At 71.9% G+C, this 26,280-nt stretch carries 26 protein-coding genes; 13 read left to right on the top strand and 13 right to left on the bottom strand.

Translation table 11 applies throughout. The annotated features are described in order from the left end of the window. Positions 1-39 precede the first annotated feature (39 nt). From ACFRU2_RS26190 to ACFRU2_RS26160, 7 genes are all read left to right on the top strand, one after another. The gene (locus ACFRU2_RS26190) at positions 40-1,497 is read left to right on the top strand and encodes an MFS transporter (protein ID WP_382976295.1); all 1,458 of its coding nucleotides are present in this window, start codon (positions 40-42) and stop codon (positions 1,495-1,497) included. Between the two features lie 130 nt (positions 1,498-1,627). After that, positions 1,628-1,828 carry a hypothetical protein gene (locus tag ACFRU2_RS26185; protein ID WP_382976293.1) on the top strand — a complete coding sequence of 67 codons (201 nt, stop codon included), beginning with the start codon at positions 1,628-1,630 and terminating at the stop codon, positions 1,826-1,828. After that, positions 1,825-2,232 (top strand): type II toxin-antitoxin system death-on-curing family toxin, encoded by a 408-nt coding sequence (locus ACFRU2_RS26180; protein WP_382976291.1) that lies wholly within the window; start codon positions 1,825-1,827, stop codon positions 2,230-2,232. Before ACFRU2_RS26185 ends, ACFRU2_RS26180 begins: the two co-directional genes overlap by 4 nt. Beyond that, on the top strand, positions 2,229-2,405 hold the full coding sequence (locus tag ACFRU2_RS26175; RefSeq protein ID WP_266957777.1) for a hypothetical protein: 177 nt from the start codon (positions 2,229-2,231) through the stop codon (positions 2,403-2,405). The genes ACFRU2_RS26180 and ACFRU2_RS26175 overlap by 4 nt, the downstream gene beginning before the upstream one ends. Continuing rightward, positions 2,402-4,186, top strand: a complete 1,785-nt coding sequence (locus ACFRU2_RS26170) for a DEAD/DEAH box helicase (RefSeq protein WP_266957779.1) — start codon at positions 2,402-2,404, stop codon at positions 4,184-4,186. The genes ACFRU2_RS26175 and ACFRU2_RS26170 overlap by 4 nt, the downstream gene beginning before the upstream one ends. 394 nt (positions 4,187-4,580) lie before the next feature. Further along, positions 4,581-5,222, top strand: coding sequence for an IclR family transcriptional regulator (locus ACFRU2_RS26165; RefSeq protein ID WP_054222485.1), 642 nt, complete (start codon positions 4,581-4,583; stop codon positions 5,220-5,222). A gap of 92 nt (positions 5,223-5,314) precedes the next feature. Then, positions 5,315-6,115, top strand: a complete 801-nt coding sequence (locus ACFRU2_RS26160) for a S16 family serine protease (RefSeq protein ID WP_382976288.1) — start codon at positions 5,315-5,317, stop codon at positions 6,113-6,115. Here ACFRU2_RS26160 and ACFRU2_RS26155 read toward each other — a convergent pair. From ACFRU2_RS26155 to ACFRU2_RS26120, 8 genes are all read right to left on the bottom strand, one after another. Then, on the bottom strand, positions 6,042-7,349 hold the full coding sequence (locus ACFRU2_RS26155) for an MFS transporter (RefSeq protein WP_382976286.1): 1,308 nt from the start codon (positions 7,347-7,349) through the stop codon (positions 6,042-6,044). The genes ACFRU2_RS26160 and ACFRU2_RS26155 overlap by 74 nt on opposite strands. Continuing rightward, positions 7,346-7,591, bottom strand: a complete 246-nt coding sequence (locus ACFRU2_RS26150; protein ID WP_382976284.1) for a hypothetical protein — start codon at positions 7,589-7,591, stop codon at positions 7,346-7,348. The genes ACFRU2_RS26155 and ACFRU2_RS26150 overlap by 4 nt, the downstream gene beginning before the upstream one ends. Before the next feature lie 63 nt (positions 7,592-7,654). Further along, the gene (locus ACFRU2_RS26145; protein WP_382976282.1) at positions 7,655-8,239 is read right to left on the bottom strand and encodes an ArsR/SmtB family transcription factor; all 585 of its coding nucleotides are present in this window, start codon (positions 8,237-8,239) and stop codon (positions 7,655-7,657) included. Positions 8,240-8,327: 88 nt separating this feature from the next. Continuing rightward, positions 8,328-9,314 (bottom strand): glycine betaine ABC transporter substrate-binding protein, encoded by a 987-nt coding sequence (locus tag ACFRU2_RS26140; protein WP_382976280.1) that lies wholly within the window; start codon positions 9,312-9,314, stop codon positions 8,328-8,330. Further along, positions 9,315-10,181, bottom strand: coding sequence for an ABC transporter permease (locus ACFRU2_RS26135; RefSeq protein ID WP_382976278.1), 867 nt, complete (start codon positions 10,179-10,181; stop codon positions 9,315-9,317). Next, on the bottom strand, positions 10,178-11,389 hold the full coding sequence (locus ACFRU2_RS26130) for a betaine/proline/choline family ABC transporter ATP-binding protein (protein WP_382976370.1): 1,212 nt from the start codon (positions 11,387-11,389) through the stop codon (positions 10,178-10,180). Before ACFRU2_RS26130 ends, ACFRU2_RS26135 begins: the two co-directional genes overlap by 4 nt. A 91-nt stretch (positions 11,390-11,480) precedes the next feature. Then, positions 11,481-12,128, bottom strand: a complete 648-nt coding sequence (locus tag ACFRU2_RS26125) for an ABC transporter permease (protein WP_250741110.1) — start codon at positions 12,126-12,128, stop codon at positions 11,481-11,483. Between the two features lie 41 nt (positions 12,129-12,169). Beyond that, entirely contained in the window at positions 12,170-12,640 is a 471-nt protein-coding gene (locus ACFRU2_RS26120) for an Lrp/AsnC family transcriptional regulator (RefSeq protein ID WP_112448141.1), read from the bottom strand. A 133-nt stretch (positions 12,641-12,773) separates the two neighbouring features. On the opposite strand from ACFRU2_RS26120, the gene hppD reads away from it, so the two are divergent. Further along, positions 12,774-13,925: a 4-hydroxyphenylpyruvate dioxygenase gene (hppD, locus tag ACFRU2_RS26115; protein WP_382976275.1), complete on the top strand. Its 1,152-nt coding sequence runs from the start codon at positions 12,774-12,776 to the stop codon at positions 13,923-13,925. A 124-nt stretch (positions 13,926-14,049) separates the two neighbouring features. Here hppD and ACFRU2_RS26110 read toward each other — a convergent pair whose 3' ends face one another. Continuing rightward, positions 14,050-15,540, bottom strand: coding sequence for a tetratricopeptide repeat protein (locus tag ACFRU2_RS26110; protein ID WP_382976273.1), 1,491 nt, complete (start codon positions 15,538-15,540; stop codon positions 14,050-14,052). Between the two features lie 96 nt (positions 15,541-15,636). On the opposite strand from ACFRU2_RS26110, the gene ACFRU2_RS26105 reads away from it, so the two are divergent. After that, positions 15,637-17,067: an FAD-binding oxidoreductase gene (locus ACFRU2_RS26105; protein ID WP_382976271.1), complete on the top strand. Its 1,431-nt coding sequence runs from the start codon at positions 15,637-15,639 to the stop codon at positions 17,065-17,067. Positions 17,068-17,107: 40 nt separating this feature from the next. Here the strand turns inward: ACFRU2_RS26105 and ACFRU2_RS26100 are convergent, their stop codons facing one another. Next, positions 17,108-17,587, bottom strand: coding sequence for an SsgA family sporulation/cell division regulator (locus ACFRU2_RS26100; protein ID WP_382976269.1), 480 nt, complete (start codon positions 17,585-17,587; stop codon positions 17,108-17,110). Positions 17,588-17,933: 346 nt separating this feature from the next. Between ACFRU2_RS26100 and ACFRU2_RS26095 the strand changes: the two genes are divergently transcribed. Both ACFRU2_RS26095 and ACFRU2_RS26090 read left to right on the top strand, forming a co-directional pair. Continuing rightward, entirely contained in the window at positions 17,934-19,496 is a 1,563-nt protein-coding gene (locus ACFRU2_RS26095; RefSeq protein ID WP_382976267.1) for an RDD family protein, read from the top strand. Positions 19,497-19,573: 77 nt separating this feature from the next. Continuing rightward, positions 19,574-20,344, top strand: coding sequence for an RDD family protein (locus tag ACFRU2_RS26090; RefSeq protein ID WP_382976264.1), 771 nt, complete (start codon positions 19,574-19,576; stop codon positions 20,342-20,344). 34 nt (positions 20,345-20,378) lie between these two features. Here ACFRU2_RS26090 and ACFRU2_RS26085 read toward each other — a convergent pair whose 3' ends face one another. Then, positions 20,379-20,675, bottom strand: coding sequence for a hypothetical protein (locus ACFRU2_RS26085; protein WP_382976261.1), 297 nt, complete (start codon positions 20,673-20,675; stop codon positions 20,379-20,381). Between the two features lie 485 nt (positions 20,676-21,160). On the opposite strand from ACFRU2_RS26085, the gene ACFRU2_RS26080 reads away from it, so the two are divergent. After that, positions 21,161-23,566: an immune inhibitor A domain-containing protein gene (locus ACFRU2_RS26080; RefSeq protein ID WP_382976259.1), complete on the top strand. Its 2,406-nt coding sequence runs from the start codon at positions 21,161-21,163 to the stop codon at positions 23,564-23,566. 111 nt (positions 23,567-23,677) lie between these two features. Next, positions 23,678-24,037 carry a hypothetical protein gene (locus ACFRU2_RS26075; protein WP_382976256.1) on the top strand — a complete coding sequence of 120 codons (360 nt, stop codon included), beginning with the start codon at positions 23,678-23,680 and terminating at the stop codon, positions 24,035-24,037. A 48-nt stretch (positions 24,038-24,085) separates the two neighbouring features. Here ACFRU2_RS26075 and ACFRU2_RS26070 read toward each other — a convergent pair whose 3' ends face one another. Together ACFRU2_RS26070 and ACFRU2_RS26065 are read right to left on the bottom strand one after the other, a co-directional pair. Further along, positions 24,086-24,685, bottom strand: coding sequence for an isochorismatase family protein (locus tag ACFRU2_RS26070; RefSeq protein WP_382976253.1), 600 nt, complete (start codon positions 24,683-24,685; stop codon positions 24,086-24,088). A gap of 215 nt (positions 24,686-24,900) precedes the next feature. After that, positions 24,901-26,229, bottom strand: a complete 1,329-nt coding sequence (locus ACFRU2_RS26065; protein WP_382976250.1) for a nicotinate phosphoribosyltransferase — start codon at positions 26,227-26,229, stop codon at positions 24,901-24,903. Between the last annotated feature and the right edge of the window lie 51 nt (positions 26,230-26,280).

The following is a 26,280-nucleotide window of genomic DNA, read 5'->3' as shown; positions in this document are numbered from 1 at the left end:
ACAGGGTCGAAAGAGCGGTACGAGCCTTACTCTGGGGCGATGAGCGTCCTCCCCCAGCGAGCTGCTGCACCGGCCGAACCGATACCCGACCACCCGAAGGGCGGGATCTTCGGGCCCGCGTACCGGACGCTCAGCATCGGGATCATCTCCGTCATTTTTCTGATCGCCTTCGAGGCGACCGCCGTCGGGACCGCGATGCCCGTGGCGGCCCGGGAGCTGGACGGGATCGCGCTCTACGCCTTCGCCTTCTCCGCCTACTTCACGACCAGCCTCTTCGGGATGGTGCTCTCCGGGCAGTGGGCCGACCGGCAGGGGCCGCTCAGGCCGCTGACCGTGGGGATCGGGTCCTTCGCCGCCGGGCTGGTGTGTTCCGGGACCGCCGGGGCGATGTGGATGTTCGTGCTCGGGCGGGCCGTGCAGGGGTTCGGGGGCGGGCTGGTCATCGTCGCGCTCTACGTGGTCGTCAGCCGGGCCTACGAGGAGCAGCTGCGCCCCGCGATCATGGCGGCCTTCGCTGCGAGCTGGGTCGTGCCCTCGATCGTCGGGCCGTTGGCGGCGGGGACCGTGACCGAGCACCTCGGGTGGCGCTGGGTCTTCCTCGGGATACCCGCGCTGGTCTTCGTACCGCTCGCGGTGGCGCTGCCCGCGATACGGCGCAACGCCTCCGGGCCGGTGGACCCCGAGGCTCCGCCCGTGGCGTTCGACCGGCGGCGGATCCGGCTGGCGCTGGGGATCTCGGTCGGTGCGGGGCTGCTGCAGTACGCCGCGCAGGATCTGAAGTGGCTGTCGTTGCTGCCGGGGCTCGTGGGGGCCGCCCTGCTGGTGCCCGCCGTCCTGGGGCTGCTGCCGCGCGGGACCTACCTGGCGCGGCGCGGGCTGCCGTCGGTGGTGCTGCTGCGGGGCGTGGCTGCGGGGTCGTTCATCGCGGCGGAGAGCTTCGTACCGCTGATGCTCGTCACCCAGCGGGGGCTGAGCCCGACCATGGCCGGGTTCTCGCTCGCCCTGGGCGGCGTGACCTGGGCGGCGGGCTCGTGGGTGCAGTCGCAGGGGCGGGTGGCGCCGTACCGGGAACGGCTGATGGTGCTGGGCATGATCATGGTCGCGGCGTCGATCGCCGGGGCGCCGGCGGTGCTCGTGGAGTGGGTGCCGGTGTGGACGCTGGCGCTGGTGTGGGCGCTGGGGTGCCTGGGGATGGGGCTCGTCATCGGCTCCACGAGCGTGCTGCTGCTGAAGCTGTCGGCGCCGGAGGAAGCGGGGGCGAACTCCGCCTCGCTGCAGATCTCGGACGCGCTGGCGAACGTGGTGCTGCTGGCGGCGGGCGGGGCGGCGTTCGCCGCGCTGGGCGGGGGAGCGGTGGGTGCGGCGCACTCCGTGGCGGAGGGGGCCGGGGCTTCGCACCCCGGTGCGTTCGTCGTGGTGTTCCTGCCGATGGCCTGCGTGGCGCTGGTGGGGGCGTGGGTCGCCACCCGGCTGGATGCGGAGCCCCGGCGGGGCTGAGGCATGTGGGTGGGGCGCGGCGCCGTTGCCGGGGGCCGGCCCCCGGAGCCCCCGCGTGTGGGGCGGCGGGGTCGGGACCGGCGCCGTAAACCGGGCGCATGACCGCGGTGGGGCTGGCTAGCATCCGGGGATGAGTGAGCTGATCATCGACATGCCCGACGCCGAGCGGGCGGAGCTGGCCGATCTGGCCGATGCCACCGGGCAGAGCGTCGAAGAGGCCGTGCTGGCCGCCGTGCGGGGCTGGGTGCGGGGGGAGCGGGAGCGGGCCGGGGGCGAGGCCCTGCGGCTGGCCGGGCGGCATGCCGGGCTGCTGAGGAGGCTCGGGGAATGAGCGCCGGGAACAGGGTGCGGCACCTCACCCTCCGGGAGGTCCTCGATCTCGCGCAGCATGCCTGTCTCGCCCAGGATCAGGCCGTCGAGCTGCGTGCCCCCGGGCTGCTGGAGTCGGCCGTGCACCGGCCGCGGGCTCGGATGTTCGGGACTTCGGCGTACGAGGACACCTTCGAGCAGGCGGCCGCCCTGCTGCACGGGATCGCGACGAACCACCCCCTCGTCGACGGGAACAAGCGCACCGCCTGGCTCGCCGCCGCCACCTTCCTCGCCCTCAACGGGGTCGATCTCGGTGATGCCGACGAGGACGCCGCGTACGGCCTGGTCATCGACGTGGCGTCGGGCGACGAGGAGGACATCGGGCGGATCGCGGAGCGGCTGCGCGCGCTGAACCCGCGAATGTGACGCTCGCCGCACGCGCCGAGGTCACGGGCCTGTCCCTCCGCGAGGGGCGGGCCCGGGCCGGTAAGGTGGCCCGGTTGTCCTACGTACGACTGCCCGTACCGCTGGCCGTACCGATGCCCGGAATGCACGCCCGGAACGGATACGCCGCCGAGAGCCCGAACCGGAGACCGTGACTACTACCGCCTCCCACCACCTCTCACCCGCCTTCCCCGGCCGCGCGCCGTGGGGTACCGCCAGCGCCCTGCGAGCTTGGCAGCAGGGTGCGCTGGACCGGTACCTGGAGACCCAGCCGCGCGACTTCCTCGCCGTCGCGACCCCCGGCGCCGGAAAGACCACCTTCGCGCTGACGCTCGCGTCCTGGCTGCTGCACCACCACGTGGTGCAGCAGGTGACCGTCGTCGCGCCCACCGAGCACCTGAAGAAGCAGTGGGCGGAAGCCGCCGCCCGGATAGGGATCCGGCTGGACCCGGACTACTCCGCCGGCCCGCTCAGCAAGGACTACCACGGGGTCGCCGTCACGTACGCGGGTGTGGGCGTGCGCCCGATGCTGCACCGCAACCGGTGCGAGCAGCGCAAGACCCTCGTGATCCTCGACGAGATCCACCACGCTGGTGACTCGAAGTCGTGGGGCGAGGCCTGTCTGGAGGCCTTCGACCCGGCGACCCGGCGGCTCGCCCTCACCGGTACGCCCTTCCGGTCCGATACGAATCCCATTCCTTTCGTGGCCTATGAGGAGGGGAACGACGGGATCCGGCGGTCCTCCGCCGACTACACGTACGGCTATGGGAACGCCCTTGGCGACGGGGTCGTGCGGCCCGTCATCTTCCTCTCCTACAGCGGCAACATGCGCTGGCGCACCAAGGCGGGCGACGAGATCGCCGCGCGCCTCGGCGAGCCGATGACCAAGGACGCCATCTCGCAGGCCTGGCGTACGGCCCTCGACGCGCGCGGCGACTGGATGCCGAACGTGCTGCGCGCCGCCGACCAGCGGCTGACCGAGGTCAGGAAGGGCATCCCGGACGCGGGCGGGCTGGTCATCGCCGCCGACCAGGACTCCGCGCGCGCCTACGCCAAGCTGATCCGGGAGATCACCGGGACCAAGGCCACCGTCGTACTGTCCGACGACACCGGCGCCTCGAAGCGGATCGACGAGTTCGCCGCGAGCAACGACCGGTGGATGGTCGCCGTCCGCATGGTGTCCGAGGGCGTCGACGTCCCGAGACTGGCGGTCGGCGTGTACGCCACCACCATCTCGACCCCGCTGTTCTTCGCGCAGGCCGTCGGGCGTTTCGTGCGCTCGCGCCGGCGCGGCGAGACGGCCTCGGTGTTCCTGCCGACCATTCCCTACCTGCTGGGCTTCGCCAACGAGATGGAAGTCGAGCGCGACCACGTCCTCGACAAGCCGAAGAAGCAGGGCGAGGAAGACCCGTACGCCGACTCCGAGAAGGAGATGGAGGAGGCGAACAAGCAGGAGGACGAGGACACCGGCGACGAGGAGCAGATGTCCTTCGAGGCACTGGAGTCCGACGCCGTCTTCGACCGGGTGCTGTACGACGGCGCCGAGTTCGGCATGCAGGCGCATCCGGGGAGCGAGGAGGAGCAGGACTACCTCGGCATCCCCGGGCTGCTGGAGCCCGACCAGGTGCAGATGCTGCTCCAGAAGCGGCAGTCGCGGCAGATCGCGCACAGCAAGCGCAAGCCCGACTCGGAGGCGGACCTGCTGGAGCTGCCGGCCGACCGGCGCCCCGTGGTCTCCCACAAGGAACTGCTGGAGCTGCGGAAGTCGCTGAACACGATGGTCGGTGCGTACGTCCACCAGAGCGGCAAGCCGCACGGGGTGCTCCACACCGAACTGCGCCGCGTGTGCGGCGGACCGCCGAGCGCGGAAGCCACGGCGGGACAGCTGCGCGAGCGGATCAAGAAGGTCCAGGAGTGGGCCACCCGGATGCGGTGATTTCCTACGGAATACGGCGCGGAGGGCGGGGGGAGATTTGTACGGTCTCCGCCCGCCCGGGGCGTCGTGGCGGTGGTGCCGCACCCGTGGTCGCAGGCCCTGCGGGGCAGCTCGGGGGCGCGGGCCGAGGCCAGGGGCCGAAGGTCACGAATTGGCGGCGATGCGCGTTTTCAACCGGCATAAAAGGGCAGTAGGCGCCCGGATTCTGGACGAGCCCTTCCGCTGAGCGGACCCGCTCGCTAGTGTCCCCGCATCGAACGCCCCGTGGCAGCGCCGCTGCGGGAGCGCAGCCGGTGCCATGGCCGCTACCGGCGGCCTCTCCGTGCGTCGCCGAGGGACCGGCGGCGCTATCCCCAGAGAGTCACCGCCGCCCACCGAAAGAGGGAGAGGCGTCGTGACCGCGGAAACCTCCCAGACTCTCGACCGAGGACTCCGAGTTCTCAAACTGCTCGCCGACACCGACCACGGTCTGACCGTCACCGAGCTCTCCAACCGCCTCGGTGTGAACCGCACCGTGGTCTACCGCCTCCTGGCCACCCTCGAACAGCACGCCCTGGTCCGCCGTGACCTCGGCGGCCGCGCCCGCGTCGGGCTCGGGGTGCTGCGCCTGGGCCGCCAGGTGCACCCGCTCGTGCGCGAGGCCGCGCTGCCCGCGCTGCGCTCCCTCGCCGAGGACATAGGCGCCACCGCGCACCTGACCCTCGTGGACGGAACCGAAGCGCTCGCCGTGGCGGTCGTCGAGCCGACCTGGACCGACTACCACGTGGCCTACCGGCCCGGCTTCCGCCATCCGCTGGACCGCGGGGCAGCCGGCCGGGCCATCCTGGCCGCCCGTCAGGGCACGCTCATCGAGCCCGGCTACACGCTCACCCACGGGGAGCTCGAAGCGGGCGCCAGCGGCGCTGCGGCGCCCCTCGTGGGCATCACCGGGCTGGAGGGCAGCGTGGGCGTCGTCATGCTGGCCGACGCCGTGCCCGAGCGGGTCGGCCCGCGCGTCGTGGACGCCGCCCGTGAGGTGGCCGACGCCCTGCGCTGAGCCGCGCAGCACATCCGGACACCGAGCCGCGCCCCCTTACCGCCGGGGGCGCGGCTCGACCCGTTCGGGGGCACCCGCGCTAGATTGGCCCGGTGCTCTCTCGCCTCACACGTCTGCCGCGTCCCGCCGCCCTCGCCGTCTGCGCCGTGCCCGTGCTTGCGCTGTTCGCCGTCGCGGCCTTCGCCCCGCTGCCCTTCGTGATCGCGCAGCCGGGCCTCACGGCCGACGTGCTCGGCTCCCGCGACGGCAAGCAGGTCATCGCCATCACCGGGGCGCCCACCCGCGAGACCACGGGCCAGCTGCGGATGACCACCATCCAGGCCACCGGCCCCTCCACCTCCGTCACCCTCCCCGAGCTGGTCGGCGACTGGTTCGACACCTCCCGGGCGGTCATGCCCAGGGAGTCGGTGTACCCGTCGGGCGGAAGCGACAAGGAGATCGAGGAGCACAACCTGGAGGAGATGACCAAGTCGCAGTCGACGGCCTCCGAGGCCGCCCTCGGCTTCCTCCACAAGGACCCGAAGGACGTGAAGGTCGAGCTGAACCTCGCCGACGTCGGCGGTCCGAGCGCCGGACTGCTCTTCTCCCTCGGCATCGTCGACAAGCTCGACGGGAACGGCAGCGGCGGCGATCTCACCGGCGGCAGCACCATCGCCGGTACGGGCACCATCACCGCGGCCGGCGAGGTCGGTGCGGTCGGCGGGGTGGCCCTGAAGACTCAGGCCGCGCGGCGCGACGGGGCGACCGTGTTCCTCGTACCGGCGGCGGAGTGCTCGGACGCGAAGTCCGAACTCCCCGAGGGGCTCCGGCTGGTCCCCGTCACTTCGCTGACGGATGCGGTTGACGCGCTGCGGGCTCTGCAGAAGAAGGGCGAACCGGTTCCGTCCTGCTGAGCAGGGGGGCAGCCGGCGCCGCCTCCATGCTGCGCCAGGACGGGAACACCAGCGGCGAGAGCGTCGCGAGGAAGTAGATCCCGCCGAACACCAGCAGCGCCCGCGTCACCCCGAACCCGTCGATCAGCAGCCCGGCGGCCAGCCCGCCCAGCGGCATCGTCAGCTCGCAGCCGGCCTGGGTCACGCCCGAGACCCGGCTGCGCAGCGCGTCGGGCACCTTCTCCAGCGTCACCGTGGTCAGGATCGGGTTGAGCACGCCCGCGCCCAGCCCGGACAGCGCCATCGTCACCGCGAGCGGCAGCGGGGTGTCGGTGAAGGCGGCGACCACGTAGCGCGGGGCCCCGCACAGCAGGAACGCCGCGGCGAACACGGCCCTACGGGGGAACCGCTCGCCCCAGGCTCCGTAGAGCAGGGCACCCAGCAGTGCGAACCCGCCGAAGAGGGCGATCATCAGGCCGAGCGCGGTGGCTCCGCCGAGGGCCTCGCGGCCGTGCACGGGCAGCAGGACCGAGGACCAGCCCTGGTCGAGGCCGTTGGTCATCATCACCATCACGGTGATGCCGAGCAGCAGCCGCGTCCGGGTCATGAAGCGCCAGCCCTCGGCGAGTTCGGCCCGGTACCCGGTCAGCGACACCTTCCCGGCGGCGCGCTGCGGCTCGGCGGCCGGTATCCCGCGCAGGAACGCGGTGACCAGCAGCGCGGAGGCGCCGAAGGTGGCCGCGTCGAGGAGCAGGACCGACTCGGCGCCGATCGTGGCGATCAGCAGGCCGGCCAGCGCGGCCCCGATCATGCGGGCTCCGCGCGAGACGGCGTCGTAGAGGCTGGCGGCGCGGGCGACGGTGGTGCCGGCGTGCTCGGCGAGATGGGGGAGCAGGACGTAGCGCGCGGTCAGTCCGGGGGTGTGCACGAGGCCGCCGACGGCCATCAGTGCGCACAGCATCCAGAACTCCAGCAGCCCGGTGTAGTGCAGCAGCGGGATCGCGGCCACGGACAGTCCGCAGATCAGGTCGGAGACGGCGGAGACCCGGCGGCGGCCGAGCCGGTCGATGACCGGGCCCGCGACGAGGGCGGACACCGCCACGGGCAGGGTGGCGCAGAAGGCGACGATCCCGGCCCGGCCGGCGCTGCCCGTGGTCTGGAGCACGAACCACGGGACCCCGATGAGGGTCAGCGAACTCCCCGCTATCGAAATGGTGTTGGCGATCAGGACGGCGGTGAAGGGGCGACGGCTCACGCGATGCCGCCGTGCGGGCGGGAGATGCGGGTGTTGCGGATGATGCGCGCTTGCATGTGGGCGGGCTGCATCAGGCGGATGCCGGCGCCGATCAGGGCCTCGCCGGCCCGGTTGCGCAGGGCGGAGGCGGGGTGGTGGCAGAGGCGGGGCGCGGCCTCGCGGGCACGGCGCCAGGCGGCGGCCTCGGCGGTGCGGGTGGCGTGGATCGCGGCGTGGTTCTGGGCATGGCTGAAGGCGTGCACGGCAGGACTCCTTCTGCGAAAGGGGGTGTGTGGGGCGCCGCTCGGTGGCGCTGGTTTGTGGCGCTACTTGGTGCGTACCGGGAACGCGTGGGTGTGGAAGCGGACCGTCTCCGTGTCCTCGGAGGGCGGCAGGTCGCGGTAGCTGTTGATCAGGTCGTGGACCTTGAGGACCAGCTCGTGGCTCTGCTCGGGGGTCAGCTGCAGGGAGAAGTCGCTGAGCTCGGAACTCCGGCGCCACTCCAGCGACCAGGTGTGCGCCTCGCCCAGCCAGGAGGACAGCTCCTGTTCGTGGATCTTCACGATCTCCGCGAGGAAGACCTCCGCGGCACCGCGCGTGGCCGGGTCGGTGTCGTAGACCAGCGCCTCGTCGAAGATCGTGCCGTCCTGGGAGGGCCGCCACCAGCGCTCACGGCCCTTGCCGTGCTCGGGGGCGTCCTCGACGAACCCGTACGCGGCCAGCTGGCGCAGGTGGTAGCTGGTGGCCCCGCTCGACTCCCCGAGCCGCTCCGCCAGTTGCGAGGCGGTGGCCGGCCCGTGCAGGCGCAGGTCGCCCAGCAGGCGGATGCGCAGCGGGTGGGCCAGACCGCGCAGGGAGTGGGCGTCGAGCTTGCGGAGCTGGGGTTCGGCAGGCTTCTCGTTCTCGGGCATGCCTCAACAGTAGAGTTGCAAAGAAGTCTCTGCAAGGGTTTCTTTGCAACCACTTCTTTGCATCCGTTCCTTTGGAACCCGCCCGGACTCAGCCCTCCTTGATGAACCCCTCCGCCACCAGCCACTCCTTCGCCACGTCGTGCGGGTCCCGGCCCTCCACGTCCACCAGCGCGTTGAGCCGCTGCGCCGTCTCCGTCGTCAGCCGCTTCGACAGGGGGTCCAGGAGGCCGGCGATCGCCGGGTACTTCTCCAGGGTCTTGGCGTGCAGCTCCGGAGCCGCGTTGTAGTTGGGGAAGAAGTGCCGGTCGTCGGCGAGGGTGTCCAGATCCATGGCCTTGATCCGGCCGTCCGTGGTGAAGGCCTCGCCCAGCAGGCAGGAATCGGACTTCGAGACCTGCGTGTAGATGATCCCGGCGTCCATCTTCATGACGTTGCCCGCCGGGATCTTCATCCCGTACGCCTTCTCCATCCCCGGCAGCCCGTCCTCCCGCGAGGCGAACTCGTTCTCCACGCAGACCGTCACCGCCTTGGGGTCGCGCTGCGACAGCGCCGCCACGTCCGACATGGTCTTCAGCCCGTACTTGGCGTTGTTCTTCTTGCTGATGGCCAGCGTGTAGGTGTTGTTGAGCGTGGACGGCGGCAGCCAGGCCACGCCGTTCTTCACGTCCGCGTCCCGCACCGCCTTCCACTGCTCGTACGGGTCGGTGATCGGCTCGTCGTTGCCGAGGTAGGTGATCCACGCCGTGCCCGTGTACTCGTACATGGCGTCCGCGTCGCCCTGTTTGACCGCCTCGCGGGCGCTGATCGACCCGGGCAGGTTGGTGCGGTCCAGCACCTCCGCGCCGGCCGCCTTGAAGATCAGGCCGATCATCTGGCCGAGCACGATGTTCTCGCTGAAGTTCTTCGAGGTGACGGTGAGCGAGGCGCCCTTGAGGGGCTGCCCCTGTCCGACCGAGCCCGGCAGCACGTCGTCCACCATCGGCGACCCGCTCTTGAGCCCGCAGCCGGAGAGCGCGAGCAGGGGCAGCAGGGCCGCGCAGGCCGCCGTGGCCGTCCGTACCGCGAGCTTGCCCATCTACGCCTCCAGCCCGCGCGGGGTCAGGACCGTCTCGGCCAGGGAGGCCAGCCAGTCCACGAACAGCGCCAGCGCCACCGTCAGCACCGAGCCCAGCACCAGCACCGGCATCCGCTGGGTCTGGATCCCGGAGGTGATCAGGTCGCCCAGGCCCCCGCCGCCGCCGAAGGTGGCCAGGGTCGCGGTGCCGACGTTGAGGACGAGGGCCGTCCGTACGCCCGCCAGGATCAGCGGGACGGCCAGCGGCAGTTCCACCTTCATCAGGGTTCCCATGGAGGACATCCCGATCCCGCGCGCGGCCTCCACCAGCTGCGGGTCGATCCCGCGCAGCCCGGCGACGGTGTTGGACAGCACGGGCAGGACGGCGTAGGCGACCATGCCGATGATCGCCGTCGAGGGGCCGATGCCGAGCCAGATGACCAGCAGGGCCAGCAGGCCGATGGCCGGGGTGGCCTGGCCGATGTTGGCGACGGCGGTGACCAGCGGGGCCGCCCGGCGCAGGCCGCGGCGGGTGAGGGCGATGCCGAGCGGGATCGCGATGATCAGCACCCAGAAGGTGGAGATCGCGGTGAGCCGGACGTGCTGCCACAGCCGGAGCTGCACGTTGCCGTTGGCGAGGGAGTTCTCGGCGATCGTGTCGAGGGTGGCGTTGGTGATCCACAGGTACGTGGCCAGCAGCACCAGCGCCAGCACGATGGGCAGGGTCACCAGCCGGGCCCAGGTGAGCCGGCGCCCGGGGCGGGGCGGCGCGGTGGAGGCCATGACCTCCGCGGCGGGCTCGGGCTCCTCCGGGTCCCGGAAGACGTGGCCCTTCAGCTCGTGCTCGCCGGGCGGGCGTTCGGGGGAGACCGGGTTGCGCGGGCTCATGAGCCCTCAGAGCCGTCCCGGAGCCCCTCCAGGTCCCGCTCGACGCGGTGGTGGCGCAGCTCCTCCAGATCGTGCGCGTGCTCGGCCGCCGTCAGCCGGTCGGCCTCCAGCATCTCGTGCACGGAGTTCATCAGGGTCTCCATGTCCACGACGCCGATGTACTCGCCGCGCCGCCCGGTGACGGCCACCCGGCCGCCGCTGTCGGTGAGCACGGCCTCCAGGGCGTCGTGCAGGGTCGCGTCCCGGGTCACCGTGTCGTGCACGAGCTGGCCGGCCCGGGCGAGGGAGCCCTTGGCGCGCATCAGGTCGCCGCGGCGCAGCCATTTGTACGGGCGGCCGCGCCGGTCCAGCATCAGCAGCTCGTTGCCCTGGCCGGCGCGCAGGGTGTTGAAGATCTGCTGGAGCGGGTCGTCCACGGACACGGTCGGGAACTCGGCGATCTCCACGTCCCGCACCCGGGTGAGGTTGAGCCGCTTGAGGGCCGCCCCGGCGCCGACGAAGCCGGAGACGAAGTCGTCGGCTGGGTTGGTGAGGATCGCCTCGGGGGTGTCGAACTGCGCGATGTGCGAGCGTTCGCGCAGGACGGCGATCCGGTCGCCCAGCTTGATGGCCTCGTCGAAGTCGTGGGTGACGAAGACGATCGTCTTGTGCAGCTCGTGCTGGAGCCGGATCAGCTCGTCCTGGAGGTGGTCGCGGGTGATGGGGTCGACGGCGCCGAAGGGCTCGTCCATCAGCAGGACGGGCGGGTCGGCGGCGAGCGCCCGGGCCACGCCCACGCGCTGCTGCTGGCCGCCGGAGAGCTGGCGCGGGTAGCGGCCGTGGAACTCGCGCGGGTCCAGGCCGACCAGGTCGAGCATCTCCTCCACCCGGTCCTTGACGCGGGACTTGGACCAGCCGGTCATCTTCGGGACCAGGGCGATGTTCTCGGCGACCGTCATGTGCGGGAAGAGCCCGGAGGACTGGATCGCGTACCCGATCTTGCGGCGCAGTTTGACCGGGTCCATGTCGGTGACGTCCTCGTCGCCGATGCGGATCCGGCCGGAGGTGGGCTCGATCAGCCGGTTGATCATCTTGAGGGTGGTGGACTTCCCGCAGCCGGAGGGGCCGACGAAGACCACCAGCTCGCCCGCCTTGATCTCCATGGAGACGTCGTCGACGGAGGGGTTGGGGTTGCCGGGGTAGCGCTTGGTGAGGTTCTCCAGCTGGATGGTGGCGCCGGAGGTGGCGGCCGGCTGCGGGCTCGCCTCCGGCTGCGGGCTCGTCGTCGACTGCGGGCTCGTCGTCGGCGCGGACGTCGGCTCAGACACGGATTCCCCTCGGGATGGTGAGACGGCCGAGCAGGACGTACGCGGCGTCGAAGAGCAGGGCGAGGATGACGACGCCGAGCGTCCCCGCCAGGACCTGGTTGATGGCGTTGGCGCTGCCGAGCGAGGCGATCCCGCGGAAGATCTCGTTGCCCAGGCCCGGCCCGGAGGCGTAGGCGGCGATGGCCGCGATGCCCATCAGCATCTGCGTGGAGACCCGGATGCCGGTCAGGATCGGCGGCCAGGCGAGCGGCAGCTCCACCTTCAGCAGCTGGGCGCTGCGCGACATCCCGATGCCCTTGGCGGCATCGACCAGGGCGGGATCCACCCCGCGCAGTCCCACGATGGAGTTGCGGACGATGGGCAGCAGCCCGTACAGCGTCAGGGCGATCACGGTCGGCGCGACGCCGAGGCCGACGATCGGGATCAGCAGGCCGATCATGGCGAGGGAGGGGATGGTCAGCACCGTGGAGGTGGAGGTGACCGCGAGGTTCCCGGCCCAGCCGCTGCGGTAGGTCAGGACGCCGATGGCGACGCCGAGGGCGGTCGCGATCACCATGCACTGGAAGACGGCGCTGGCGTGCTGGAAGGCGTCGGTGAGCAGCTGCTGGTGGCGGTTGGACAGGTAGGCCCAGAAACTCAACGCCTCGTCACCTCATCCGTCGTTGCCGCGGGTCGGTCGGATCAGTCGTCCTCGGCCGCCTGTTCGACCAGAGGGATGATCCGCAAGGGTACGGGATTTTCCATGACAATCGCCGTTGAAGCCCGAACAATGCCATCAAACGCGACAACCCGGTCGATCACCCGCTGGAGATCCGCGTTGGAGCGGGCCACGAGCCGGCACAGCATGTCCCCGTGCCCGGTCGTCGTGTGCAGCTCCAGCACCTCCGGGACCCCGTCCAAGTGGGCCCGTACGTCCGCGCCTTGCCCCTGTTTGATCTCCAGCGTGGCGAAGGCCGTCACCGGGTACCCCAGGGCCGCCGGATCCACCTGCGGACCGAACCCGCGGATGACTCCGTTCGACTGAAGCCGGTCCAGCCGGGCCTGCGCGGTACCGCGCGCCACGCCGAGCCGGCGCGAGACCTCCAGGACCCCGATCCGGGGCTCGCGGGCGAGCAGGACGATGAGCCGGCCGTCGAGTTCGTCGATTCCCATGGGTGCCTCCCGGGCGGTCGGTCGGTGGTCATAGTGCACAGATATCCCAGCCATGGTGGGCTGACAGTGGTCAGTCTGTACAGCAGAAATGGAAACTATTGCGCATCTTGTGGAACGGCGGGACTCTGCCGTCATGACTGAGACCCAGCCGCTCGACGCCGCACCCGCCACCGCCGCCAAGGCCGATCCCTTCCCGGTCAAGGGCATGGACGCGGTCGTCTTCGCCGTAGGCAACGCCAAGCAGGCCGCGCACTACTACTCGACCGCCTTCGGCATGAAGCTCGTCGCCTACTCCGGACCGGAGAACGGCACGCGCGAGACGGCCAGCTACGTCCTGACCAACGGCGCCGCGCGGTTCGTCCTCACCTCGGTCATCAAGGCCTCCACCGACCGCGGCCGCTTCCTCGCCGAGCACGTCGCCGACCACGGCGACGGCGTCGTCGACCTGGCGATCGAGGTCCCCGACGTCAAGGCGGCCTACGCCTACGCCGTCGAGCACGGCGCGCGCGGCCTGGACGAGCCGTACGAGCTCACCGACGAGCACGGCACGGTGCGGCTGGCGGCGATCGCCACCTACGGCCAGACCCGGCACACCCTGGTCGAGCGCGGCGACTACACCGGCCCCTACCTGCCCGGCTTCGTCTCCGTCGACCCGATGGTCGAGCCCCCGGCCAAGCGCACCTTCCAGGCCATCGACCACTGCGTGGGCAACGTCGAGCTCGGCCGGATGAACGAGTGGGTGGCCTTCTACAACAAGGTCATGGGCTTCACGAACATGAAGGAGTTCGTGGGCGACGACATCGCGACCGAGTACTCGGCGCTGATGTCGAAGGTCGTCGCGGACGGCACCCTGAAGGTGAAGTTCCCGATCAACGAGCCGGCGATCGCGAAGAAGAAGTCGCAGATCGACGAGTACCTGGAGTTCTACGGCGGCGCCGGCGTCCAGCACATCGCGCTCGCGACGAACGACATCGTCCGCACGGTGCGGGCGATGCGGGCGGCGGGCGTGACCTTCCTGGACACCCCGGACTCGTACTACGACACGCTCGGCGAGTGGGCCGGCGAGACCCGGGTGCCGGTCGAGACCCTGCGCGAGCTGAAGATCCTCGTCGACCGCGACGAGGACGGCTACCTGCTGCAGATCTTCACGAAGCCGGTCCAGGACCGCCCGACGGTCTTCTTCGAGATGATCGAGCGGCACGGGTCGATGGGCTTCGGCAAGGGCAACTTCAAGGCCCTGTTCGAGGCGATCGAGCGGGAGCAGGAGAAGCGGGGCAACCTCTAGGGGGTTGCTTCAGCCGGGTTGCGGGGCCCCTGCGGCGCCGCTCCCGGGGCTCCGCCCCGGACCCCGCGCCTCAAACGCCGGCGGGGCTGGATTTGGCCGGCGTCCGAGGTGCGGGCCCCGGCGCCTACGGCTTCGGCTTCGGCTTCGGGGCGGGCTTCGCCTTCGGGAGTTCCGGGGCCACCCACGGCTTGGTGGGCTGCATGTTCTCCGGGCCGCCCGCCGGGGGCTTGCCGATCGTCGCCAGGGCCTCCTTCGCCAGGGGCGCCCGTACGGGCGAGAACCGCGGGTTGGTCCGCAGGGACTCCTCCAGGTGCCGCCGGGCTCCGGCCACGTCGCCCAGGCCCCGCTCGATCACCGCCCGGTGGTACGAGAACTCCGCGAGCCGCAGGCCCTGCTCCGTGGCCTTCTTCGCGTACTCCAGAGCCCCCGCGTCGTCACCCGTCTTGTGCAGCGCCCAGCCCAGCGCGTCCGCCACCGGCAGGCTCTTGTGCCGGGCCCACTCCGCCGTGAGGCGCCGAACGGCCGCCGCCGGATCGCCGTGGTCCGCCTCGAACCGGCCCAGGAGCAGCTCCTCGTTCACCCCGCTCCGGGCGGCCTGCGCCGGCAGCCCGTCGTACACCGCCTTCGCCTCGTCGCCCCGGCCCAGCGACTCCAGCAGCTCGCCCAGCTCCAGCGACAGCGCCGGCACCGAGGCGCGGCCCAGCGCCAGCCGGTAGTCCCGTACTGCCTCACCGCCCCGGCCCAGCGCCGCCAGCACCCGCGCCCGGCCGCCCAGCGCCGACGCCTGGCCCGGATCGGTCCGCAGCGCGGCCTCGTACTGCTTCAGCGCCTCCGCGTCGTCGCCGCGCTCCCACGCCAGCTCCCCGAGCCGGAACAGCACGTACGCCTTCTCCGCCGGGGCCTTGGCCGCGCCCCCCGCGTGCTCCATCGACATGGCCGCGTCCTCGCGCCAGCCCCGGTCCCGGTACACCTGCGAGGCCTTCGTGAAGGCCGCCAGCCCCGGCCGCATGTCGACCAGGCGCTCCATCGCCTTCTCCGCCGCCTTGTAGTCCCCGAGCCCGCCGTACGCGTCCACGAGCACCGGGTACGCCGTCCACCGCTTCGGCGCCTGCGCCCGTACCAGCTCGCCCCACTTCTTCCCGGTCCCGAAGTCCCGGCGGGCGTTGGCCAGCGTGCCCATGCCCGTCATCGCGTCGAAGTTGCCCTTCTCGGCCGGGCGTAGCTCCAGCGAGCGCTTCAGCGCGCCCTCGGCCTTCGGGTACCAGGCGGGATCGGCCGTCCGCCGCGCCTGCTCCAGGTACGCGGAGCCCAGCACTGCCCACGAGGCCTCGTCCTGCGGGTGCTCCGCGACCCACTTCTCCCGGTCGGAGACCAGCGCCGACAGGTCCACCGCCGCCACCGGCGCACCCATGCCGACCGCCGCGCGGGCCCGCTCGCTGGGCCCCGGCGGGCGCGCGTCGTCGCCCGTGCGGGCCGGGCGGATCAGCAGGGCCCCGGCGATCAGGACCACCAGGGCCGCCGCCGCCACGAGTGTCTTGCGGCCGGTGAAGGTCACGGGCGGGGCAGCCTGCGGCTGCCTCTCCTGGGAGACGGATGCGTCGCGCAGAGGGTCCATGGGGTCACTGTGCGTCAATATGAAGAGCTCGCCGAGATGTCCGAGATACGTCGCGGGCGTGTTCACACCGATGGCCCCGGGTGCCACGCTGGCCCCATGGTTGACGATGCTGACGAACGTGACGAGGCTGCCGAGGCCGATGACGGGGCGCGCGCACTCCACGCGCTGCTCCACGAGCGGCTCCTCGAAGGACTCCCGCCCGAGGCCCTGCTCACCGACCCCCAGGTGACCGCCTCCTACGCCACCGACATGGCCAGCTTCTGCGCCGCCGGCACCCCGGCCGCGGTGGTCCTGCCCCGGACCGTCGAACAGGTCCAGCACGTCCTGCGCACCTCCCACGCACTGCGCGTGCCCGTGGTCCCCCAGGGCGCCCGCACCGGTCTGTCGGGCGGGGCCAACGCCTCCGACGGCTGCATCGTGCTGTCCCTCGTGAAGATGGACCGGATCCTGGAGATCGACACCGTCGACCGGATCGCCGTCGTCGAACCGGGCGTCGTCAACGCCGTCCTCTCGCGCGCCGTCGCCGAGCGCGGCCTGCACTACCCGCCGGACCCCTCCAGCTGGGAGCAGTGCACCATCGGCGGGAACATCGGCACCGCCGCCGGCGGTCTGTGCTGCGTCAAGTACGGGGTCACCGCCGAGTACGTCCTCGGCCTCGACGTGGTCCTCGCCGACGGCAGGCTCTTGCAGACCGGCCGGCGCACCGCCAAGGGCGTCGCGGGGTACGACCTCACCCGCCTGTTCGTCGGCTCCGAAGGCAGCCTCGGCGTCGTCGTCCGGGCCGTCCTCGCCCTGCGCCCGGCCCCGCCCCGCCAGCTCGCGCTCGCCGCCGAGTTCCCCTCCGCCGCGGCCGCCTGCGCAGCCGTCTGCGCCGTCATGGAGGCCGGCCTGACGCCCTCTCTGCTGGAGCTGATGGACCGTACGACCGTCCGCGCCGTCAACGCGCTGGGCAAGATGGGCCTGCCCGAAACCACCGAGGCCCTGCTCATCGCCGCTTTCGACACCCCGCACCCGACCGAGGACCTGGCCGCCGTGGGCGAGCTGTGCGCCGCCGCCGGGGCGAGCGCCGTCGTGTTCGCCGAGGACACCGCGGAGTCCGAACTGCTCCTCCAGGCCCGCCGGATGGCCCTGCCCGCCCTGGAGGCCCTGCGGCCCGCGACGATGATCGACGACGTGTGCGTACCGCGGACCCGGCTCGCCGAGATGCTGGACGGGACCGCGGCCATCGCCCGTACGCACGACCTGCTCATCGGGGTCTGCGCGCACGCCGGCGACGGGAACACCCACCCCATCGTCTGCTTCGACCCCGCCGACGAGGACGAGACCCGGCGGGCCCGCGCGTCCTTCGAGGAGATCATGGCGCTGGGGCTCGAACTGGGCGGGACCATCACGGGGGAGCACGGGGTCGGCGTCCTGAAGAAGGAATGGCTCGCCCGCGAACTCGGCCCGGTCGGCCTGGAGATGCAGCGCGCCGTCAAGCACGCCTTCGACCCGGAAGGACTGCTCAACCCCGGCAAGCTCTTCTGAACCGGGGGCCGTTCCCGTACGGGGCCCTGTGCGCGGGCCCTCACAGCTCCCCGTCCGCCGACTCGTCCGACGGCCAAGGGTCGCGCATCCACAGCTCGTCGGCCGGCGTCGGGGCGAGCAGCTCGGCCAGCGCCGCGTCCAGGCCGAGCCGGTCGGCCTCGGTGCCGGGCGGCACGATGCGCAGGGTCCGCTCCAGCCAGGCCGACACCGACACGGCGGGCGCCTCCAGCAGGGCGTCGCCGTCGGGGGAGCTGAGCGCCATGCACAGGACGGCCTGCTGGCCGACCTTCGTGGGCCAGATCCGCACGTCGCCGTGGCCGCACGGACGGAACACCCCCTCGACCAGCAGCTCGCGGGCGAAGGTCCAGTTGACCGGGGTGCTGGAGCCGGTGTGGAAGGTGATGTGCACGGCGTACGGGTCGTCCGCCAGGTACAGCAGGCGGGCGGGGACGGGGACGCTGCGCTCGGGGGACAGGACCAGCTTCAGTTCCAGCTCGCGCTCGACGACGGGGTGGTGCATGGCGGCCTCACTTCGGTACGGGGTACGTGTTCGGGTGGTGCGCGGGGCCTTCCGGCGGCCCACACCCGGAGAGAGCGCCGAAGTGCCCGGGTATGACGCGACTTCGCGAGGCACTTCGAGGATTGGCCGAAATCAATCGGCTGACCGAAACCTTGCGTACGGGGCCGTGCTCGTCTGCGTGCCTCTGTGTGCGTCCGCATTCGTCTGTGTGCGTCTGCGTTCGTATGCGGTCGTCTGCGTTCGCCCGATCGCTTGGATTCTCCCGTTACCGGACCTGTCGGGGGGCGGTTCTTGGCTATGGTCCACCCCTGCAAGAAGCCTCAAGCCACGATCGGAGTTGGGGACATTGACGGCCTCCCCTGGTGACGGCGAGCACGCGGCCCGCGAGGGCTACTACCCCGATCCGTCCATCCCCGGGTACGTCAGGTTCTGGAACGGACTGAACTGGGTTCCCGGTACGAGCCGCCCTGCGGCCCCTGCCGACGAGACGGGTCCCGTGTTCCTCGACCAGACGGGCGTGAGCGAGGCGCTGCGCGAGCCGGAACACCGACCGCAGTCCCGCCCCGCGCCGGCGCCTGCCCCTGCCCCTGCACCGGCCCCCGCACCGGCCCCGGCTCCCGCGTCCTGGCCGGAGCCCGCCGGCTCCGCGGCGGCTCCGGCCGCGCGGTCCGAGGTGGAGTCCTGGTCGGAGTCCGCCTCGCGGTCGGACTTCGAGCCCTGGCCGGGGGCCGGGCCGTCCGAGCCCGGGGCCGGGTCCGGGTTCGGGAGCGGGTCGGGGCAAGGGGGTGAGGCCGCGGAATGGCAGGCCGATCCGCTCCACCAGTCCGGGTTCGGCGGGCCGCGCGACCACCGGGTGTCCTGGGGCCACGAGGAGGAGGCCACCGCCCGCCCCGGCGGAATCTCCCTGGCCCGCCCGCCGGTCCCGGCCCCCACGCCGCACCAGGCCCAGGCCCATGCACCGGCACCGGCCCATGCACCGGCTCACCGCTCGGCGCAGGACCAGTCCCAGGCCCCGGCTCACCGCTCATCCCAGGCAGCGCCCCAGGCCGCCCAGGCCCACCGCTCCGCGCAGGCCGCGTCTCGGCACCCGGCCCCGGCCGCCGTGTCGGCCGCCCTGCCCGCGCAGGTGTCCGGCTCCGCCGCCCCGGGCGGCCTCGGCATCCTGTCGGCGCCCTCCCCGCTGGCGGCCCATGCCCCGGCTGCGGCCCCCGCCCCCGCCCCCGTGTGGCCCGCCGCCCCGGGTTCGCCCGGCCCGGACCCGGAGCCGGTGGAGCGCGTGCGGCGCGCCGAGCGCCCGGCCCCGGCCGTCCCGGCGGAGCCCGCCCGGCGGGTGTCCCCCGTAGAGCCGGCGGACCGTGCGGAGCGGGCCGAGGCCGCCGTGCCCCCGGCTCCGCGTCCCGAGAGGACCGGCCGCGCGGTGTTCGAGCGGATGGCGGAGCGGGCCGTGCGCCCCGCCGGGCTCGTGCGCCGCGCGACGGCCCGGCTGCTGGACTCCCTCGTGTACGCCGCCGTCGCGACCGGGGTGGCGCTGCCCCTCGTGCCCGGGGCGACCGCGCACCTCCAGGCCAAGGTGGACGCCGCCCGGGCGGGCGGCCGGACCACCACCGTGTGGCTGCTCGACGGGACCACCGCGGGCTCGCTGGGCCTCGTCCTGGGCGCCGTCCTCCTCTTCGGCGTCTTCTACGAGGCCCTGCCCACGGCCCGTTGGGGCCGCACCCCGGGCAAGAAGCTGCTCGGCGTACGGGTCCTGGCCACCGCCACGCTCCGCCCGCCCCGCTTCGGCGCGGCGCTGCGCCGCTGGCTGGTGTACGCCCTCCTGGGCCTCCCGGGGGCCCTGTGGGCCCTCGCGGACCGCCCGCGCCGCCGGACCCTCCACGACCGCGCCGCACGCACGTACGTGGCCCGCTAGGCCGTCTCCCACCGCCCGGTCCCCCGAATGGACGCGTCCCCGTTGCGGGCCGCTCCGGGCCGGGTTCGACTCGGGCCATGAGCACCGACCAGCCGCCGCCGGGCCAGCCGCCCGAGGACGACCCGTTCCTCAAGAAGCCCCAGGAACCGACGCCTCCGCCGTCGGGTGGTTCGCCGTACGGCTCACCGCCCGCAGGTGCCGGCGGAGGCTTCCCGCCGCCCCCGCCCGGAGGCGGAGGGGGCTACCCTCCGCCGCCCCCGCCCGGAGGAGGCGGCTACCCGCCTCCGCCGCCCCCGTACGGAGGTCCCGGCGGTGGCGACCCGTACGGCGGTGGTGGCGGCTACGGCATGCCCGACCCGCTCGCCGGGATGCCGCCGCTCGCCGACTTCGGCAAGCGGCTCGCCGCCCGCGTCATCGACCTGCTGATCATCGCCGTCCCGCTGTTCGTCATCCAGCTCTTCGCCGGTGACCGCAACCGCTACACGGTCGAGACGAACAAGGGCGAGGACGTCACCGAGGTCATCACCAAGTCCTACAGCGGCAGCGGGCTGGTCATGACGCTGATCTCGATCGTCGCCTACGTCGGCTACGACTGGTGGTTCGTCAAGAAGAACGGCCAGACCTTCGGCAAGAAGTGGATGGGCCTGCGCGTCGCGATGCTCAACGACGGCAGCGTCCCGCAGTCCAACGCCGCGCTGTCCCGCGCCGCCGTGCTCTGGCTGCCGACGCTGATCTGCTGCTTCTGCCTGTGGCCGATCGCGCTCGTCATCTCGATGCTCGTCGACAAGCCCTACAAACAGGGTCTGCACGACAAGGTGGCCAAGACCGTGGTGGTCCAAGCCACCTAGAAGGCCACCGAGCTGCGCAGTCCGGTGCGCGGAGTCAGTGGTGCACGGGGTGTTCGACCGGGGCCGGTGCGGGGGCGGCGCCCGCCGCCACGTCCTGCGGCACGGTGTCCGGCATCGGGGAGGAGGTCCTCGTACGGGTCGCCGCGTGCCGCCCGCGCCGGCGGGGCAGCGGGACGGTGAGTGCGACGAGGAGCCCGAGGGCGAGGGCGGCGGCGGAGATGACCGCGACGCCGAGACCCGTACTCGTCTGCGAGAGCAGCAGCATGGCGATCGTCGACACGATGACGGTGGCGGACCCGTAGGCGAGCTGTGCGGCAGTCGGACGCGGCATGGCGATATCCGTCCTCGAAGCGGGAGGGGGAGTCGGCTCGACCAGGTCTGGCGTCGAGTGACTCTACGACGGTGGATGCCCGAGCGGAACTGTCGGTAAGCACGACCTCACCCGCGGGAGGGGAAGCAGCGGAGCACGGGGGGCGCACGGGGGGCACCGCTGGGGTTCGGGGGGCGGGGAGGGGCGGGTGCGGCCGATGGGGTTCGATGGCGGGTGGATCCCGGTTGGATCCCGGGCGGACACGGGTCGGGTCCGGGGCGGATACGGGTCGGGTTCTTCCTGGATGTCCGCTATGGCCGCCGAACGTCCGAATAGCGGAACTCGGTGACCGCATAGTGCAGTTGTAAGGAACAAGTCAAGGTCTGTCTTTTCTTGCGACTCTCCGGTCAAATGTCGTCACTTGAGACGCGCGCCGCACGGAACCCCCCACTCCCTCGGAGAAGTTCCGCACCACCTTCGCGGCCGCGGGAGGGGAACGACATCAAGTGACCAGCAACTCGGCCAGAAGACGAGCGCTGCGCGCCGCCGCAATCGGCGTGACCCTGGCAGCGACGGCGGCCACCGGCGCCGCCTTCACGATGGCCACGGCAGACCCGGGTGCGAGGGTGTCTGCCGCGGACCGCCAGGACCCGACCGCTCCCTCCAAGGAGCAGGTCAAGCACAACCTCCAGGGCCCGTTCAGCGAGCAGCAGGCGCAGGCCCGCAAGGCCGCCCTGGAGCAGGTGCTGAGCGGCAAGAAGGACGTCGAGCAGCGGGGCGCCTCCAAGGTCGTCAAGCTCGACGACAAGAAGTACGTCGAGCTCGGCCGCGAGAAGACCGACAAGATCTTCACGATCCTCGTCGACTTCGGCGACCAGGTGGACAACACCACCACGTTCGACCCGGACGGCCCCGGCCCCAAGCCGCCGGTGCCCAAGTACGGCGGCAACCCGGGCCCGCAGCACAACCAGATCGCCCAGCCCGACCGCACTGTGAACAACAGCACGGCCTGGCGCAAGGACTTCAACCGCGCGTACTTCCAGGACCTGTACTTCGGTACCGGTGCCGGCAAGAACTCGCTGAAGACCTACTACGAGAAGACCTCCTCGGGCCGCTACTCGGTCGACGGCGAGGTGGCCGACTGGGTCAAGGTCCCGTACAACGAGGCCCGCTACGGCTCGAACTACTGCGGCCAGACCAACTGCGCCAACGTCTGGGACACGGTCAAGGACGGCGTGACCGCCTGGGCCGAGGGTCAGAAGAAGGCCGGCAAGACCGACGCGCAGATCAAGGCGCAGCTCTCCCAGTACGACCTCTGGGACCGCTACGACTTCGACGGCGACGGCAACTTCAACGAGCCCGACGGCTACATCGACCACTTCCAGATCGTCCACGCGGGCGAGGACGAGTCGGCCGGCGGCGGCGTGCAGGGCACCAACGCCCTGTGGGCCCACCGCTGGTACGCCTACGGCACCGAGGCCGGCAAGAACGGCCCGGCCAACAACAAGGCCGGCGGCACCCAGATCGGCAACACCGGCATCTGGGTCGGCGACTACACGATGCAGCCCGAGAACGGCGGCCTCGGCGTCTTCGCGCACGAGTACGGCCACGACCTGGGCCTGCCGGACCTCTACGACACCTCCGGTGGCGGCGAGAACTCGGTCGGCTTCTGGTCCCTGATGTCGGCCGGCTCCTGGCTCGGCAACGGCAAGGACTCCATAGGCGACCTCCCGGGCGACATGACCGCCTGGGACAAGTTCCAGCTGGGCTGGCTGAACTACGACAAGGCCAAGGCCGCGACGAAGTCCACCCACAAGCTGGGCGTCTCGGAGTACAACACCAAGGACAAGCAGGCGCTGCTCGTCGACCTTCCCAAGAAGAAGGTCACCACCGACATCGTCGCTCCCGCCGAGGGTGCGTCGCAGTGGTGGAGCAACATGGGTGACGACCTCAAGAACACCCTCACCCGCTCGGTCGACCTGACCGGCAAGTCCACCGCGGAGCTGTCGCTCAAGGGCTGGTGGGACATCGAGGCGGAGTACGACTTCCTGTACACCGAGGTCTCCACCGACGGTGGCGCCACCTGGACCGCGCTCGCCGGCACCGCCGACGGCGTGGCCATCCCGGTCGACGCTTCCAACAGCCCGTCGCTCACCGGCGTCTCGGGTGCCTGGAAGAACCTGAACTACTCGCTGAAGGCCTACGCGGGCAAGAAGGTCGACCTCCGCTTCCGCTACCAGACGGACGGCGGCGCGGGCGGCAAGGGCTTCACGGGCGACGCGCTCAGCATCACGGCGGACGGCGCCACGCTGTTCACCGACGGTGCCGAGAACGGCGACAACGGCTGGACCGGCAAGGGCTTCTCCCGCGTCGGCGCCGGCTTCACCAAGGAGTACGCCCAGTACTACCTGGCCGAGAACCGCCGCTACGTCTCGTACGACAAGACCCTCAAGGTCGGTCCGTACAACTTCGGCTTCGCCAACACGAAGCCGAACTGGGTCGAGCACTACGCCTACCAGGACGGTCTCCTGATCTGGCAGTGGGACACCTCCCAGAAGGACAACAACACCAGCCAGCACCCCGGCGCCGGTCTGATCCTTCCGATCGACGCCAACGCCAAGCCGATGAAGTGGTCGGACGGCACCCTGCTGCGCAACAAGATCCAGCCGTACGACGCTGCCTTCAGCGCCTACAAGACGGACGCGATCACCCTGCACAAGAACGGCCAGGAGCTCTTCCTGAAGCCGAAGCCCGCGCAGCTCGTCTTCGACGACCACAAGGGCAAGTACTACTACGACGAGAACCCGACCGGTTCGGTGAAGACCACTGACACCAACACCAAGATCAAGATCGTGAAGGAGACCTACGACGGTCTCGTCATGACGGTCGAGGTCGGCCCCTCCGTTAAGTAATTCGGTAAAACCGCAGGTCAGAGCATGATCGGCCGTCGCCCTCTAGCGGGCGGCGGCCGTTCGCGTTTAGATGCGTGGGCTGAGTTTCTTATTGACGGGGGAGATGAAGACATGCCCGGTGGAGGTTTCGTCCGATTGCCAGGCGGCAGCGTGGTCGTCGCGCTCACGCTGCCCAGACCGCTCCTGAAGGGGTCCGTCGCAGGCGGTATCGCGGGCGGTATCGCGGGCGGTATCGCAGGCGGCACCGAGGGTGGAAACGTCCGCGTGCTGGTGCACGCGGTGAACCGGGCCCGCGCCCTGACCAGGCTGCGGAACCTCGGACTGCGCGCCGTCTACCTGCGCGGCAACGCCGAGCCGCCCTCCCCGGACGAGATCACCGCCGTCCTGCACCACCCCGACGGCCTGCTGTGGCGCTCCGCGCCCGACCGGGCGGCGGAGCTGTGGCACCCGATCAGGGCCCTGCTGGGGTGACCGGGCGGGGCTGACCCGCCCCGGTGGCGCCCCCGCCGGTGCCCGGCGTCAGCCGGCCACCACGGGGGTCCCGCTCAGCTCCACCCCGGCGTCCCGGAGCTCGGCCAGCGCGCGGGTCGTGGTGTGCGGGGCCACTCCGGCCGTCAGGTCGAGCAGCACGTGGGTGCGGAACCCCGCGCGGGCCGCGTCCAGGGCGGTGGCCTTGACGCAGTGGTCGGTGGCGATGCCGACCACGTCGACCTCGGTGACCTGCCGGTCGCGCAGCCACTGCGCGAGCCCGAGGCCGTTCTCGTCCGCGCCCTCGAAGCCGCTGTACGCGGCCTCGTACGCCCCCTTGTCGAAGACGGCGGCGACGGCCCCCGAGGCGACCGCGGGCGCGAAGTTCGGGTGGAAGCCCACGCCCTCGGTCCCGGCGACGCAGTGCACCGGCCAGGAGGTCTCGTAGTCCGGCTGGGCCGGGGGGTGCGCGAAGTGGGACCCGGGGTCGACGTGGTGGTCGCGGGTGGCGACGACGTGCCGGTAGCCGGCGGTGGCCTGGCCGATGAGCTCGGTGATGGCGGCGGCGATGTCGGCTCCGCCGGTGACCGCGAGGCTGCCGCCCTCGCAGAAGTCGTTCTGTACGTCGACGACGATCAGTGCGCGGTGCATGTCCGGTGCCCTTCGGCTTGGTGTGTGGTGGGCGGGGACCCTGCGGGGGCTCTTCCCCCACCCCGCCCCTTCCCGAAACTGGGGCTGCGCCCCAGACCCCGGCATGTATCCAGCCCCTCCGGCGTTTGAGGAGCGGGGTCCGGGGCGGAGCCCCGGGGAACGGTGGAAGGGCGGGTAGGGGACGGCCCCGCAGGGCCCGCCCCTACCCCAGGGGCCTACGCGTACTCGGTCGGGATCACGGCCTCGCCGCGCGAGAGCTGCGTCGCCGAGAGGGGAAGGCCCGCCAGGGCCTCGCGGTGGCGGTCGCGGGCCGCCTCCAGGGACTCGCGGGCCACGACCTCACCGCCCTTGACCAGCTCCACGAGGAGCTGCCGGTCCGCCAGGGCGGACGGGACGGGACCGGTCCCCAGGACCTCCGCCTCCGCGACCCCCTCGGAGTCGACCCGCCGGGCGGCCCACTTGCGCCCCCCGACGGAGGTCTTGCCGCCGGAGGACTTCTTCGCCACCGACACCAGCGGCGCCTTCGGATCGGCCGAGGCCGCCCGCGCCACCAGCTTGTAGACCATCGAGCACGTCGGGTGCCCGCTGCCCGTCACCAGCTGGGTGCCGACCCCGTACGCGTCCACCGGAGCGGCCGCCAGCGAGGCGATCGCGTACTCGTCCAGGTCCGAGGTCACCACGATCTTCGTCGCGGTCGCCCCCAGCTCGTCGAGCTGCTGCCGCACCCGGTGCGCGACCAGCAGCAGGTCCCCGGAGTCGATCCGGACGGCGCCCAGGTCCGTCCCGGCGACCTCCACGGCCGTCCGGACCGCCTCCGCCACGTCGTAGGTGTCCACCAGCAGCGTGGTGCCGCTGCCCAGCGAGGCCACCTGGGCGGTGAAGGCGTCCCGCTCGCTGTCGTGCAGCAGGGTGAAGGCGTGTGCGCTCGTACCGACCGTCGGGATCCCGTACCGGAATCCGGCGGCCAGGTCCGAGGTCGAGGTGAAGCCGCCGACGTACGCGGCGCGGGCCGAGGCGACGGCCGCCAGCTCGTGCGTGCGCCGCGCGCCCATCTCGATCAGCGGCCGGCCGCCGGCGGCCGAGGACATCCGGGAGGCGGCCGCGGCGATCGCGGAGTCGTGGTTGAGGATCGACAGGATCACGGTCTCCAGCAGCACGCACTCGGCGAAGCTGCCCTCGACGCGCAGGACCGGGGAGCCGGGGAAGTAGACCTCGCCCTCCGGGTAGCCCCAGATGTCGCCGGAGAAGCGGTACGAGGCGAGCCAGTCGAGGGTGCGGGCGTCGATGACGTCCCGCTCGCGCAGGAACTCCAGTACGGCGCCGTCGAAGCGGAAGTTCTCCACCGCGTCGAGCACCCGGCCGGTCCCCGCGATCACCCCGTAGCGGCGCCCCTCGGGGAGCCGCCGGGTGAACACCTCGAAGACCGAGCGGCGGTCGGCCGTGCCGTTGGCCAGCGCGGCCTGCAACATCGTGAGCTCGTAATGGTCCGTGAAGAGCGCTGTCGACGGCACGTCCACCGGCAGGCCCAGGTCCGCAGGGTTCATGCGACGGATGCTAGCGCACATCTCGTCAAAGTGACGAGATGTAGGGGCCCG

This window comes from Streptomyces sp. NPDC056883 (assembly GCF_042788835.1).
Taxonomy (GTDB): domain Bacteria; phylum Actinomycetota; class Actinomycetes; order Streptomycetales; family Streptomycetaceae; genus Streptomyces; species Streptomyces stoeckheimensis.
This window is presented reverse-complemented; position numbering and strand designations above follow the sequence as displayed.

What these genes read in the sequence shown, in the direction of transcription:
- ACFRU2_RS26135 (WP_382976278.1), bottom strand. Translation starts at nt 10,181, where the DNA reads ATGAGCCCGCGCAACCCGGTCTCCCCCGAACGCCCGCCCGGCGAGCAC.
- ACFRU2_RS26120 (WP_112448141.1), bottom strand. Translation starts at nt 12,640, where the DNA reads ATGGGAATCGACGAACTCGACGGCCGGCTCATCGTCCTGCTCGCCCGC.
- ACFRU2_RS26100 (WP_382976269.1), bottom strand. Translation starts at nt 17,587, where the DNA reads ATGCACCACCCCGTCGTCGAGCGCGAGCTGGAACTGAAGCTGGTCCTG.
- ACFRU2_RS26090 (WP_382976264.1), top strand. Translation starts at nt 19,574, where the DNA reads ATGAGCACCGACCAGCCGCCGCCGGGCCAGCCGCCCGAGGACGACCCG.
- hppD (WP_382976275.1), top strand. Translation starts at nt 12,774, where the DNA reads ATGACTGAGACCCAGCCGCTCGACGCCGCACCCGCCACCGCCGCCAAG.
- ACFRU2_RS26180 (WP_382976291.1), top strand. Translation starts at nt 1,825, where the DNA reads ATGAGCGCCGGGAACAGGGTGCGGCACCTCACCCTCCGGGAGGTCCTC.
- ACFRU2_RS26070 (WP_382976253.1), bottom strand. Translation starts at nt 24,685, where the DNA reads ATGCACCGCGCACTGATCGTCGTCGACGTACAGAACGACTTCTGCGAG.
- ACFRU2_RS26065 (WP_382976250.1), bottom strand. Translation starts at nt 26,229, where the DNA reads ATGAACCCTGCGGACCTGGGCCTGCCGGTGGACGTGCCGTCGACAGCG.
- ACFRU2_RS26085 (WP_382976261.1), bottom strand. Translation starts at nt 20,675, where the DNA reads ATGCCGCGTCCGACTGCCGCACAGCTCGCCTACGGGTCCGCCACCGTC.
- ACFRU2_RS26140 (WP_382976280.1), bottom strand. Translation starts at nt 9,314, where the DNA reads ATGGGCAAGCTCGCGGTACGGACGGCCACGGCGGCCTGCGCGGCCCTG.
- ACFRU2_RS26145 (WP_382976282.1), bottom strand. Translation starts at nt 8,239, where the DNA reads ATGCCCGAGAACGAGAAGCCTGCCGAACCCCAGCTCCGCAAGCTCGAC.
- ACFRU2_RS26110 (WP_382976273.1), bottom strand. Translation starts at nt 15,540, where the DNA reads ATGGACCCTCTGCGCGACGCATCCGTCTCCCAGGAGAGGCAGCCGCAG.
- ACFRU2_RS26105 (WP_382976271.1), top strand. Translation starts at nt 15,637, where the DNA reads ATGGTTGACGATGCTGACGAACGTGACGAGGCTGCCGAGGCCGATGAC.
- ACFRU2_RS26190 (WP_382976295.1), top strand. Translation starts at nt 40, where the DNA reads ATGAGCGTCCTCCCCCAGCGAGCTGCTGCACCGGCCGAACCGATACCC.
- ACFRU2_RS26185 (WP_382976293.1), top strand. Translation starts at nt 1,628, where the DNA reads ATGAGTGAGCTGATCATCGACATGCCCGACGCCGAGCGGGCGGAGCTG.
- ACFRU2_RS26075 (WP_382976256.1), top strand. Translation starts at nt 23,678, where the DNA reads ATGCCCGGTGGAGGTTTCGTCCGATTGCCAGGCGGCAGCGTGGTCGTC.